General features: G+C 65.3%; 13 protein-coding genes. 1 reads left to right on the forward strand and 12 read right to left on the reverse strand.

The window, feature by feature from the left end; genetic code table 11:
- Positions 1-21: 21 nt before the first annotated feature.
- From AB4Z47_RS07940 to AB4Z47_RS07975, 8 genes are all read right to left on the reverse strand, one after another.
- Complete coding sequence (locus AB4Z47_RS07940; RefSeq protein WP_441949137.1) at positions 22-693, reverse strand: 4-carboxy-4-hydroxy-2-oxoadipate aldolase/oxaloacetate decarboxylase; 672 nt, start codon at positions 691-693, stop codon at positions 22-24.
- 27 nt (positions 694-720) lie between these two features.
- Complete coding sequence (locus AB4Z47_RS07945; RefSeq protein ID WP_441949138.1) at positions 721-1,929, reverse strand: aspartate transaminase; 1,209 nt, start codon at positions 1,927-1,929, stop codon at positions 721-723.
- A 50-nt stretch (positions 1,930-1,979) separates the two neighbouring features.
- On the reverse strand, positions 1,980-3,032 hold the full coding sequence (locus tag AB4Z47_RS07950; RefSeq protein WP_441949140.1) for an L-idonate 5-dehydrogenase: 1,053 nt from the start codon (positions 3,030-3,032) through the stop codon (positions 1,980-1,982).
- Positions 3,033-3,041: 9 nt separating this feature from the next.
- A complete protein-coding gene (locus tag AB4Z47_RS07955; RefSeq protein WP_441949142.1) occupies positions 3,042-3,797 on the reverse strand; it encodes an SDR family oxidoreductase in 756 nt (251 codons plus the stop codon).
- Between the two features lie 84 nt (positions 3,798-3,881).
- Positions 3,882-5,231, reverse strand: coding sequence for an MFS transporter (locus AB4Z47_RS07960; protein WP_441949144.1), 1,350 nt, complete (start codon positions 5,229-5,231; stop codon positions 3,882-3,884).
- A complete protein-coding gene (locus AB4Z47_RS07965; protein ID WP_441949146.1) occupies positions 5,228-6,289 on the reverse strand; it encodes a biotin-dependent carboxyltransferase family protein in 1,062 nt (353 codons plus the stop codon). The genes AB4Z47_RS07960 and AB4Z47_RS07965 overlap by 4 nt, the downstream gene beginning before the upstream one ends.
- A complete protein-coding gene (locus tag AB4Z47_RS07970) occupies positions 6,282-6,992 on the reverse strand; it encodes a 5-oxoprolinase subunit B family protein (protein WP_441949147.1) in 711 nt (236 codons plus the stop codon). Before AB4Z47_RS07970 ends, AB4Z47_RS07965 begins: the two co-directional genes overlap by 8 nt.
- A complete protein-coding gene (locus AB4Z47_RS07975; RefSeq protein WP_441949149.1) occupies positions 6,980-7,786 on the reverse strand; it encodes a LamB/YcsF family protein in 807 nt (268 codons plus the stop codon). Before AB4Z47_RS07975 ends, AB4Z47_RS07970 begins: the two co-directional genes overlap by 13 nt.
- A gap of 277 nt (positions 7,787-8,063) precedes the next feature.
- Here AB4Z47_RS07975 and nac point away from each other — a divergent pair, with 277 nt between their 5' ends.
- Positions 8,064-8,975 (forward strand): nitrogen assimilation transcriptional regulator NAC, encoded by a 912-nt coding sequence (gene nac, locus AB4Z47_RS07980; protein WP_441949163.1) that lies wholly within the window; start codon positions 8,064-8,066, stop codon positions 8,973-8,975.
- Here nac and AB4Z47_RS07985 read toward each other — a convergent pair.
- The 4 genes from AB4Z47_RS07985 to AB4Z47_RS08000 all read right to left on the reverse strand — a co-directional run bounded on the left by AB4Z47_RS07985 (position 8,969) and on the right by AB4Z47_RS08000 (position 12,151).
- Positions 8,969-9,937 carry a D-isomer specific 2-hydroxyacid dehydrogenase family protein gene (locus AB4Z47_RS07985; protein ID WP_441949150.1) on the reverse strand — a complete coding sequence of 323 codons (969 nt, stop codon included), beginning with the start codon at positions 9,935-9,937 and terminating at the stop codon, positions 8,969-8,971. The two genes, nac and AB4Z47_RS07985, sit on opposite strands and share 7 nt — an antisense overlap.
- Positions 9,934-10,707, reverse strand: a complete 774-nt coding sequence (locus tag AB4Z47_RS07990) for a glucose 1-dehydrogenase (protein ID WP_441949152.1) — start codon at positions 10,705-10,707, stop codon at positions 9,934-9,936. The genes AB4Z47_RS07985 and AB4Z47_RS07990 overlap by 4 nt, the downstream gene beginning before the upstream one ends.
- A complete protein-coding gene (locus AB4Z47_RS07995; RefSeq protein WP_441949154.1) occupies positions 10,704-11,225 on the reverse strand; it encodes a gluconokinase in 522 nt (173 codons plus the stop codon). The genes AB4Z47_RS07990 and AB4Z47_RS07995 overlap by 4 nt, the downstream gene beginning before the upstream one ends.
- Before the next feature lie 134 nt (positions 11,226-11,359).
- On the reverse strand, positions 11,360-12,151 hold the full coding sequence (locus tag AB4Z47_RS08000; RefSeq protein WP_441949155.1) for a hypothetical protein: 792 nt from the start codon (positions 12,149-12,151) through the stop codon (positions 11,360-11,362).
- Positions 12,152-12,761 lie beyond the last annotated feature (610 nt).

Raw genomic sequence — 12,761 nt, forward strand, 5'->3', positions numbered from 1 at the left:
CGAACCGGCAAGGGCCTTGCTCTACCGATCGACTGTCAGACCTTTCGTCTCGAGGATGGCCGCCAGATTCGAGACCTGGATGGGTGTCTCACCGTTTCTGTAACGTTCGATGTACGCCGCCTCGGCGGCGTCCCGCTCCCGGGAGGCGGCGATCGCGAAGGGGACTTCGTCGCGGCGTACTACGACGACTCCGTCGCAGTCACCCTTGACGACGTCGCCTGGGTAGATGATCTGGCCACCGAACACGACGGGCTGATTGACCGGGCCGAGCGTCTCCTTCACCGTCCCCTCTATACACACGTGCTTCGAGAACACCGGGAATCCGAGTTCTCGGATTTCACGGGTGTCGCGCACGCCACCATCGGTGACGAGCGCGGAGATGCCTCGGGCAACGCAGGCGTTGGCGAGGACGTCGCCGAATTGCCCGGCCGGTTGGTCTCCGGACGCCACAACGAGTACGTCGCCGCGCTGCGCATAGCTGATCGCGACCTGCAGCATGACGTTGTCGCGGGGATGGCAGACGACGGTGAACGCGGATCCGCAGAACGACATGTCGCGGTCGAGCGGTTTGATGCCTGAGTCGAGAGCGCCCTTGCGGCCCTGGGCCTCGTGGATGGTGGCTGCCGAGAAGGTGCCGAGCTCATCGATGAGCGTCGTGTCGGCGCGTTCGATCTTCGTGGTGACGTGAACCATGATGACTCCGTTGTGGTCGTAATGCGGTCAGCTCAGTGCCGCGACGGATTTCGCGATTTCGGCGGCGGCGGCGCGGAGTATGTCTTCCGATGTCGCGAAGGAGATGCGGAAGTACGACGGTGTTCCATAGGCGGATCCCTGAATCGTCGCGACCGACGCGTAGTCGAGCAGATACAGGACGACGTCCTGGTCGTTCTGCAGGATCCGCCCGTCCGGAGTTCGTTTACCGAGTAGCCCGGCGCATCCGACGAACAGGTAGAACGCTCCTTGTGGCAGCACCGGCGTGAGCCCGTCCACGGCGGAGACCAGGTCGAACATGACGTCGCGGCGCGCGCGGTAGCGCACGTTCGATTCGGCGACGAATGTCTGGTCTCCCGAGACCGCCTCGGCCGCGGCAGCTTGACTGATCGAGGACGGGCAGGACGAGCTCTGCGATTGCAGCTTGTTGATGGCTGCGACGAGCCTGGGGTTGCCGATGCCGTACCCGAGACGCCAGCCGGTCATCGCGTAGGACTTGGATACCCCGTTGACGAGGAAGATCTGTTCGCGAAGATGGGGCGCCACGGACAGCAGACCAGGGCTGGGTGCGTCGGTGAAGACGATCTCGTCGTAGATCTCGTCGCACATCACGCTCACGCGTGGGTGGCGTTCCAGCACGGTGGCCAGAGCCGAGAGTTCCTCCGCGCTGTACACCGCGCCGGTCGGGTTGGAGGGACCGTTGAGGATCACCCACTTCGTGGCGGGCGTGATAGCCGCCTCCAGCTTCTCGGCGGTGAGCAGGAAACGATCCGATTCGGGGCAGTCCACGACGACGGGGATGCCGCCGTGCACGGTGACCATGTCTGGGTACGACACCCAGTACGGGGACGGGACGATAACCTGGTCGTCGTTCTCGACGGTCGCCATCAGCGCCAGGAAGATGATCTGCTTGGCCCCGCCGCCGACCGTGATCTCGCTGTCGGTGAACTCGATGCCGGTGCGGTCGTACATCCGCGTCGCGATCGCTTGTCGAAGTGCGGGAATCCCGTTCACGGCAGTGTATTTGGTGAGCCCGGAGTTCATGGCTGCGACCGCGGCGGCCTTGATGTGGTCGGGGGTGTCGAAGTCCGGTTCACCGACGGTCAGGTCAAGAATCTCTCGTCCCGACGCACGCAGCTCACGAACCCGTTGCGCTGCGGCGACGCTCGGGGACTCGCGCATACGCTCGACGCGCGCGGCGGGGACGAAAGGGGACATTGTTCCTCCTGGGATGGTCTCGTGCTTTGCGATTCGGGATGACACGACGCTCAGAACGTCAGCAGCACCTTCGCGGACGACTCGGCATTCTTGGCCACGGCGAAGGCTTCGAGCGCGTCCTCGACGGCGAACTCGTGGCTGATTACCGGCTCGACGACGAGGCTTCCGTCTGCGAGAGCGTCGAGCACAGCGTCGATCTCCTCGTTGAACCGGAAGGATCCGACGACTGCGAGTTCGCGTGTGATGACAAGCGAGAGCGGTGCGGGTTGGAGTCCGGTGGGCAGCAGGCCGAGGAGTACCACCTGACCACCTCGCGTTGCTCCGCGAAGAGCGGATTCGAGTCCGTGCCGGTTGCCGGAGCATTCGATGACGACGTCCGCGTCCATGGCAGCGATCGCCTCCGTGTTGTCGGCCTTCAGCGTCGTCGTCGCTCCCAGCTCACGTGCGAGGGCGAGTGGGTAGTCGTGGACGTCCACGACCGCGATCGCGCGAGCACCGGCACGGCGCAGCACCGATACCACGAGGGCACCGATCGGACCGCTGCCGACGACGAGTGCGGTTTTCCCGGCGACCTCACCTGCCCGCGATACCGCATGCCACGCGACGGCGGCCGGTTCCGCGACGGCGGCCGTTCGCAGTGACAGGCCCGGCGGCAAAGCCCGGAGCATCCGCGACGGAAGCACCGCATAGCGGGTGAAGGCTCCCTCCGTGTGCGGGAACTGTGCCGCACTACCGAGATACGTGCATCCAGGTGAGAGGTTGGGGCGATCGACGGGATATCGCGGGCTGTCGCCGCCCGGTGTCGCCGGGTGCACAGCGACGCGAGTGCCGGATGGGGGTCCACTGCCGTCGGCGGCCTGCTGGACCACTGTGCCCACTACTTCGTGTCCAAGAAGCATGGGCGCCTTCAGAATCGACTCTCCTGCGGCCCCATGGATCCAGTAGTGCAGGTCGGACCCGCAGATACCGCCGTAGGCGATCTCGACGACTGTGTCGGATGGTTCGGGCCGCCGCAGTGGTATGGATTCGACGCGCAGGTCACCGGCGGCATGTGCGACGACGCCGAGTGTCTGAGTGGGCAAGTCGATATCGGTGGTGGACATAGGGCGGCCTCAGTGGTTCCGCCGGACGAATTCGAGTCCGCCGGGCACCTGGAAGGTCGGTGTGATCTCGATCAGGCCCAGGTTGACGTGGCGCGGCGCGTCTATGGCGTACTCGACGGTGTCGGCGATGTCCTTCGTCGTGACGGATTCGAAGCCCTCGTAATAGGTCTCCCAGGCTTCCTGCATCGCTTCGGGGGTGCCGCCGAGGTTGCGTCCGAAGATTTCGGTCTCTACCCGGCCCGGGCAGATCTCGGTGACCCGGATGCGTTTGCCGATGACGTCGTTGCGGAGCTGTCGCGAGATCTGGTGGATCGCGGCCTTGGTCGCGTGATAGGCGGTGTGCCCGTAGAAGTTGTAGAGACCGGCAATCGAGCTGATGTTGACAATGTGGCCGAGGTCGCGTTCGACCATGCCCGGCATCAGCAGCCGGCAGAGATGCAGAACCGCGCGGAGATTGACGTCGACCATGGCGTCGACCGATTCGGGGGACGCGTCGAGGATGTTCCCGGTCGCGGATACCCCGGCGTTGTTGACCAGGACGTCGACCCCGAGGTCGGCGACTGCCCCGGTCAGCGCGGTGGTGTCGGTGATGTCGACCGCGAGCGGGATCATTCCGGTTTCGGCGGCTACTTCATCGAGCCGCCCGGCGTTGCGCGCGACTCCATACACGGTGAGGCCACGCTTGGTGAGCATCTCGGTGACCGCGGCACCCATTCCTGTGTTCGCTCCGGTGACGAGCGCGGTTCGGTAGTCGTCAAAAGGCATGACACTTCCTTGTTTCGGGGACAGAAGTCGGCGTCGGCCGGCCTTCACGTCGGAGGCCATCGGGCCGGATCCCGGTGCGACCCGTCAGAGCGTGTCGCGCAGCGGCATGTGCGCCCGGTCCGTGACGGTACTGACCGCGGCGAGCGTGCCGAGTGCGGTGACGACGGCGTAGGCGGCCGGGACATAGATGCCGAACTGCGGGATCAGCCATGTCATCAGCAGCGGTGCGGTACCGCCGAAAATGGCCGACGAGATGTTGTACCCGAGGCCGTAAGCGGAGTATCGGACGCGGGTCGGGAAGAGCTCGACGATGAGAATGTGGATCACTGCGGTGTGGCCGGCGAAGATTACGGCCATGATGCAGGCGCCGAGCACGGCGAGTGCGAAGTTGCCGGTCGCGATGAGGGCATAGCAAGGGATGGCGCCGATCGCCATCGCGATCGCGGCACCGGCGATCACTTTTTTGCGTCCGAGTCCGTCGGACAGTGCGCCCATGAATGGAATCGCGATGCAGATCGCGACCAGACTGGCTGCGGTGACGAGAAGGGCGGTGCCGGTGGAGAATCCGATCTTCTCACCCTTGAGGAACGTCGGCATGTAGGAGAAGAGGACGTAGTAGCCGGAGCCGTTCATCAGCGGGATGAAGAGGGCGAGGAGCATGGCCCTGCGGTGCTCGGGCGTGGCGAATGCTTCCTTCAGCGGGTTGCGCGACAGTCCGCCGGATTCCTTGAGCTTTCCGAAGTTCGGGGTGTCGCTGATCGCGCGGCGGATGTACCAGCCGATCACCCCCATCGGGATCGCGATGAGGAAAGGAATACGCCAGGCCCAGCTCCCGAATCCGCCGCCGTGGATGGCGGTCGTGTTCAGCCACGGGGACATCGTGAACGCGACCAGGGTGCCGGTGAGCAGCGCGAGGAAGGAGGCGATCTGGGCGTAACTGGTGATCAGTCCGCGTTTGCCCTCGGGGGAATGCTCGGCGAGGAATGTCATCGCGCCGGCAGCCTCCCCACCGACCGAGAATCCCTGTGCCAGTCGCAGCGCGATCAGCAATGTGGGTGCTGCGATCCCGATGGCGGCATAGGTCGGCAGGACGCCGATGCCCGCTGTCGCGACGCTGATAAGCAAGATGACGAACACGAGCATCTTCTGGCGACCTATTTTGTCGCCGAGAATGCCGCAGACCACGGCGCCGAGCGGCCGCACGAAGAAGGAGATCGCGTATCCGGCGAAGACGAGCAGCAATGCGTCACTCGACTTGGAGACGTCGAAGAACACAATGGCGAGCGCCGTCGCCATGAAGGCGAAGATGCCGTTGTCGTAGAGCTCGACGAAGATGCCGACACATCCTGCGAGTACGACCTTGCGGATCGGGCCGGGCCGCATCCCGTGGTCGGGCGCGGAACTGGTGGTGGCCGGAGAGATTGTGTCGGTCATGCGTACTCCAGGTGGCTGGGCGGGCTCGAAAGGTCGGCGGAAGGCCGCGGAGGGGTACTTGCTGTGGTGTGGACAGGAATGCGGAGGCTGTCGAACGCGGTCGCGACCCGCGTACGCAACAGGTCGATCGAGGCCTGCTGCTCCCGGTAGCGTCGAACCGCGTCGGACACGGTGACGCGCTGGAACCGGACCCGCTGGCCGGGGCGGGCCTGCCCGAGCTGAGACAAACTGGTCGCGGTGACGACCGCCAGGACCGGATAGCCGGCTGTCACGCCCCGGCCCCGGTGCAGGACGAGCAGTTCGTCGCCGGCAGGCACTTCAACGGCCCCGATGGGCACGCCTCGGGAAAGAACCTCGGTCCGGCTCTCCCGCTGCGGGACGGTGCCAGCGGGATCGGAACAGGTGAGCCGGAGTCCGATGTGATTGCTGTTGTCACCGATCACGAACGGGGTGTCGAACAGTCGCTCGGCGGTGGCGCCGAACTCGTCGATGTCGGGTCCGTCTGTGACAGCGATCGTCCAGCTGCCGGTGAACGCGGACCGCCGAGCGCCGAGCCGGAACACCGGAATCCGGAAATGCGGGTGGTCGATCAGCGGTCCGTCGACATCGACGGCGACGTCCTCGCCGGCCGCCAGTTGCCTGCCGAAACCGAGAACCGAGTCGGGAGCACAGCTGCCGAGCAGGTAGTCCGCGGAGATCGACCCGTGCACGGCGAGGTAGACCCGGACACCATCGTGGATTCCGCGGACGGTCAGTTCGGCGCCGGCTGTCCATATGAACGGCTCCCACTGGGCACGCGTGACACCGGCGACACGGACGTCGGCAGGCGCACCCGTGACCGCGACAAGAAGGTCGGTGCTCGCGACGGCGCCGAAGTCCATGGCGACCAGTTCGAGCAGCGGCGCAGTGCGCACACTCCCGACGAGTGCATTGGCGACCTCGGCGCTGTACTGGTCGAGGGCACCGCCCGTCAGCTGCCCGATCCCCGACGCACGACGGCGGCCCAGATCCTGGATCGACGTGATCCCCGGAATTGTCACGGTGATGTGCTCAGCCATGGCGAACCCCCTCGTACCAGGACCAGTCGTCGGCCGGAATCGGGTAGAACCGGAACGTGTCGCCGGGTCGATAGTTCGACAGCGGCTCGGTGGTGGGGTCGACGATGGTGAGCGGGGTCCGGCCGATCACCGGCCACCCTCCCGGTGCCGGCCGTGCGGAGACGACCGCCTGGTGACCGGCCACAGCTACGGCTCCGGCCGGCACGTGGGGGCGCGGGACAGTGCGCCGAGGCACAGGCCGAGGAAAAGCGGGGCCGTCCAGCATCGGCGCGCCCCCTGGAGATCCGAAACAGCGCATGGTCAGTGCGGACGATCCGTGTACGCGAATCACTTCGTCCTGGGACAGTTCGAGGTGATGTGCCACCTCCTGGAGGTCCGGCCCGTACTCGCCGCCGTAGACCACGGGGATGTCGAAATGCCGGATTCGGTGGGGCGCCGCCGTCCCCGAGCGGAGGACCAGATTCTCGAGCAATCGACGAACGTCATCGTGACAACTTGCCGCGCAGTCGAATTCGACGAGCAGTGCGTCGTATGTGGGAATGACACCCGTGATCGCGAACCGGTCCGCGTAGGCGTCGAGTGCGGTGGCGACCGCGTGCACGACGCGCCAGCATTCTTCCCGGCCGGCCTCGGGGGCGGTGACGCGCAGCGCGGAATCCCCGCAGTCCGCGACGATGAGCGCGGCTTCCGTTATGCCGGACATGAGTCGGCTTTCCTACCGGCACGATCCGTGAGGACCTCGGGCAGCGGAACGATCTCGACACCTGCGTCGGTGAGGGCGGCCCGAATCGCCTTCGCATTGCGCACAGCATCGGCGTTGTCGCCGTGCAGAAGTAGAGTGTCAGCCGCGACCGGGACCGGCGTTCCGTCGACGGCCTCGACGAATCCTTCGGTCACCAGTTGTACCGCGCGCGAGACGAGCGCCGCGACATCGTGGATGACGGCACCCGGCTCCGATCGAGGCACGAGCGTGCCGTCGGCGCGGTAGGCACGGTCGGCGATGGCGACGATGCCGACACGAATGCCCTGTTCACGAGCACGGTCGGCCAATTTGCCGTCCTGCGCGAGGACGATCAGGCTCGGGTCGAAAAACTGGATGGCATCGACCACGGCAGCAGCGTAGTCCTCGCGGGTCGCCACCAGGTTGCCCAGCCGGCCGTGTGGTGCGACGTGCGACAGTGTGGTTCCGCGCGCGACGGCGAAGGCGTGCAGCGCGCCGAGTTGGTACAGGACGTCCGTCCGCACCTCTTCGGCCGAAAGGTCCATCGCCCGCCGACCGAAACCGACCAGATCAGGAAAGCTCGGATGTGCGCCGACCCGGATTCCGCGAGCGACGCAGTTCCGCACCGTCCGGTCCATCGTCTGCGGATCTCCCGCGTGGAAGCCGCAGGCGACATTGGCAGAGGTGAGTACGTCGAGCAGTGCGTCGTCGTCGCCCATCGTCCACGCCCCGAAACTCTCCCCGACGTCGGCGACGAGATCGATCTTCAGTGCCATGGATGATGCCTCCGCGAGGTGAGGAAACTGCGAGAGCCGTTTGTGTGAACTTCCGGTGTGTCACGGACGCTACGCAGGTTCCCTCGTGGGCGGGTAATACCTGTTTCAGGTGACGCGATAACGAACCTCTATGGTGTCTGAACAGCGACTATGCGGAGGACCGCTGTTGTCGGCCGCGAATTCGGTACGGCGCCGTTTCCGCCTGGCAACAATGCGGAAATCATCGCGTGCGACGACGTCGCTTCGAGGAAGGTGAACCGAAGTGGATACCCGACGCTTGTTCTCGTTCGTTCGTATCGTGGACGCCGGCAGCATCACGCGTGCCGCGGACATTCTGCACATCGCGCAACCCGCGCTGAGCCAGCAGATGACGGCGCTCGAAGCCCACTTCGGCCAGCAATTGTTGATCCGGCACAAGCAAGGCGTGGAACCTACGGACGCGGGCCGCGCGCTGTACCGTCACGCGCAGATCATCTTGCGTCAGGTGGAGAGTGCGCAGGCCGAGGTGAGTGTCGTCGGCCGCGAGCTGGCGGGCGGGGTCTCGGTCGGGCTTGCCCCATACAGCACGGTGAACGCGATCGCCCTGCCACTACTCGTCGCGGTGCGTGAGCGGTACCCGAGCATCCTGTTGCACATCAACGAGAATTTCGGCGGCGTGCTCAGCGAGGCGATGATGACCGGCCGGATGGATATGGCCCTGCTCTACGACACCGGTCCGATCAAAGGCGTGACCTTCGAGCGGCTCCTCACCGAGGAGTTGATGGTCGTCGCCCCGACGGGTACCGGGCTCCCCGGTGATACGGGGGCCGCGGTCTCGATCGAACAGCTGGCAGGCCTGCCGCTACTGCTGCCGGGCCCGATGCACACGATCCGGAAGGTCGTGGAACAGGCCTACGACCACGCCCTCGAACAGGCGCGTGTCGTCGGGGAGGTGGAGTCGGTGACACTGATGGCGCAGGCGGTACGAAAAGGGCTGGGTGCCACCGTGTTACCGCTGTCGGTGGCGCGGCGGATCATGACCGTCGACAACCTCGAATTGCGCCGTATCGAACCGGCGATCACGGTTCAGGTATCGCTGGGCACACCGACGAACCAGCCGCTGTCCAAACCGGCCGAGTCCGTGCGCGAGCTCCTGCGCACCGTCGTCGCCAACTACATCAGAAACAGCACCGGGCGCGGAACTCAATAACCACGCACGATGTCGATGGTCGCGAGCAGCGGCTCCCCTGCGGCGAACCGTTCGACATTGGCGGTCACGTGGTCGGCGAGCACCGCGGTGAGACCCGCTGCCGGATTCGCGACGTGCGGGGTGATGACCGCGTTGGGCAGCGTCCAGAGCGGGTGACCCGCCGGAAGCGGTTCCGGATCGGTCACGTCGAGGGCGGCGCCACCGATCGAGCCGTCACCCAGCGCGCGCACCAGTGCGTCGGTATCGACCAGCGAGCCACGGGCCACGTTGACGATCCAGGCCGTCGACTTCATCCGAGCGAGAGCGTCCGCGTCGACGAGGTGTGCCGTTTCTGATGTCGCGGGGGCGGCGATCACGAAATGATCTGCTCGCGGCCAGATTTCGGCCGTCCGAGTCGCGTCGACCGTCTCCGCCGCGCCGGGCACCGGGACGCCCGACCGGGTCACGGCCAGTACGCTCGCCCCGAACGCGGTGAGCAGGGGAATCATCGCTCGACCGATACCACCGCAGCCGATGATCGCGACGGTCGAGCCGTGCAGCGTCCCGACCCGAGGGTCGAACTCCGCCTTGCGCCACGATGTCGCGCGCACCTGCTCGGTCAGCGCCCGCACCCCGGCGAGCAGGAGCAGGATGCCGTGCTCGGCGACGTTCCGCGCGTACGCGCCGGCCGCGGACGTCCATCGGCGGTTGTCATCGATAATTCCGGCGGAGATCCACGGTTCGACGCCAGCGGCCGGCAACTGCACCCAACGCACCGCGTCGGGAAGGTTGTCGGGAAACGTGTCGGGTCCCTGCGCCCATACGACCGCGTCGGCGTCGGCGAGCGGTACGAGGATGCCGCCGCCCTGCTCGATTCCCCGAGCAAGGGACAAATCTCGATGGGGGCCGAGGTGAATTCGAGGGGGACTGGTGTTCGGCACGGTTTGCTTTCGATCTCGTGGGACTGTGGATGGCGCTGTCATACGACCGCGGTCAAGCCGCCGTCGACGTACAAGATCTGGCCGTTGACGAAGTCCGACGCCGAGGAGGCGAGGAAGAGCAGCGCACCGACGAGTTCCTCGGGACGTCCCCATCGGCCGGCCGGGGTGCGCTTGGTGAGCCAGGCGGTGAACGCGTCGTCGTGCACGAGTGCCTCCGTCAGCTCCGTGTCGATGTAACCGGGCGCGATTGCGTTGACCTGCAGTCCGAGGGGACCCCAATCCGCGCACATTCCGCGAGTGAGCATCTTCAGACCGCCCTTGCTCGCAGCGTAGGGCGCGATACCTGTCCGGCCCAGCTCGCTCTGTACGGAGCAGATGTTGACAATCTTCCCGCGTCCGCGGTCGACCATGGCGCGGGCGAACTCGCGTCCCACACAGAAGGCGCTGAAGAGGTTGGTGTCCAATACGCGCCGGAAGTCGTCATCGGTGAAGTCCAGCAGCGGGCTCCGATGCTGGATTCCGGTGTTGTTCACCACAATGTCCACCGGGCCGACGTCGGCCTCGACTTGTATCGCCGCGGCAGCCACCTGCCGGGAGTCCGTCGCATCGAACGCACGGATGTGGACGACGCCACCGGTGTTGTCGGTGATCTCGTCCCGACTGCGCTCGAGTGCCGCGGAATCACGGCCGTTGAGCACGACCACCGCTCCTGCCTCGGCGAGTCCGGTTGCCAATGCATAGCCGATTCCACGGCTCGATCCGGTGACGAGGGCAACCTTGCCCTCGACGTCGAAACTCCGATGGGCACTCACCGCGCCACCTTTCGGTCTGCCGTCGCGAAATCGACCGCCGATCGGGCGATCTCGCCAGGTGCCGCCCCGACGTCCAATACGATTCCGAACTCGTCGCGCTCCAGGGGCTCGAGCAGTGCCAGTTGCGACTCCAGCAGAGCGGGCAGCATGAAGTGGCCGCTTCGTGCGGACATCCGCAACCGGATCGTGTCGGGCTCGCCGTTGAGGTGCACGAAAGCGACCGGCCCGGAGACGTTGCGGATAACGTCCCGATAGCGTCGACGCAACGCGGAGCAGGCCACCACACACCTACCGCCCCGGGACCGTATCCAGTCGCGGACGGCCTCGAGCCACGGTGCCCGGTCCTCGTCGGTCAGCGCGATGCCCGCCGCCATCTTCTCGATGTTCGACCAGGGATGTAGGTCGTCGGCATCCAGGAACTGGCCGGACGTCATGCCGGCCACCTGTCGAGCGATCGTCGTCTTCCCGCAACCCGTCACACCCATCACCACGATGTGGGGTTGCCGATCGCTATGCATGAATATTCCTGTCTGCCGGTGTGGAGATTGCAGATCGACCATGCCCGAACCGACCGGGCCCGGGCAATGGGCGGGCGATACCGGTTTCCTAGGTCGTCATAACGAAACATGAGGGATAACGAATCACTTCGATGTCAATGGTTTTCGCCGGACGTGAGCGCTGTGGTCGGGTCAGATGGCCGCGAAGTGACGACAGAGAAGCGCCAGGGTAGGCGGACGGGTCCGGTCGTACGTCCGCGAATCCACTGGGCGATAGCGGCTACGGCTGAAACCAGCGATATCGCGCCAGCGAGCCACGCCGAAGAGGTGAGGCTGGCGGTGGAGTATGTGACCTGGCGCAGTCCCGGCACCGGGTATGTGCCGTTGCCGGAGGCCCAGCGTACGAGCAGCCCGATCTGGGTGCCCAGATCCCGAGGGGACCCGGACCCGACCATGTCTTTCACTTCTGCCGCTTTGTTGTTCAAGTGGACCAGGGCGAAGACTACGAAAAGCGCTAGGGCTACCGAGGAGACCGCCGCCACATGGGAAAGGCCTTTGGTGCGTGCCCGAAGATCGACCAGTACGGCGAAGACGGTGATGGCGCCGGCAGCGCTGGCGAGGACACCCCAGGTGCCGTTGACATCCGCGGCAGGCGGTGGCGATCCCGACCAGAGGCCCACGAGAGAAGTGGATACCTGCAGTCCACCGAAGGGGTCGGCGCTGATCGTGCCGTCGGGGCCGGAAGCAGTGAGCCACGGATTGAACAGTAGGACGAATGTGATGATGTTCCCGGCCGCGGCGCCCAGGTAGCCCCAATTCCCGCGCAGCGCGGCGATGACTTTCGCAACTGCGCCCCTTTGTTGTGGGGCACTGCTTTCTGTGCGGCTGGGTGAATCGGCCTGGTGGTGTCGATTTCTGTCCGCTTGCCAGGGAGTCAGCTGCACCATTGTTCCGATTCTAGGAGTCTGAGAACCATTCCTGCCCGTTAAAGGCTGTTAATTTCCGATGCGCCCTGGCCCGGTTCCTGAAAGTTAGCCTACACTACTAGTTGGTCTGCATTCGGCGAGACTGTAAGACGTTTCTGCCGGATTGACCAGTGCTTTCGCTCGGCACACTCGCTCGCGCCCCGGTCGTCAGTGAAATTCTGGCAACCATTGAATGTCGAACTCTGCCACGATATTTATCGTCGGATCGCACCCCGCCGTATATGAATCGCAAATATCGCGTACAGGTTCTCCGAACCCGGTGTCGTAGTCCCTTGTCAGTCGAGGGCGAGTTACGAATCAGTTGAGTTATTCGTAAGAATTTTGCCGTCTGCCGGACACTTTCGGCTGGTCGTGAAACATGACCCTTGGTCGGAACACGGAACCAACAAGGCCGGTCAGTCGCCGTCGGTCGCCTGTACGGGCTGTCCGTGGCCATGAGAAAGTCCCCACGGGTGGCCAAGTGTAGGTCGCCGCTGGCGGCCAAGTAGAAGTCCCCATTCCCTTGCTCGTCGTGTCATGCCCGGAACTCGTGGCCTGGGCGGTGACGGTGATAGCGCCAACTGTCATCCGT

Source organism: Nocardia sp. 2TAF39, from assembly GCF_052114905.1.
GTDB lineage: Bacteria > Actinomycetota > Actinomycetes > Mycobacteriales > Mycobacteriaceae > Nocardia.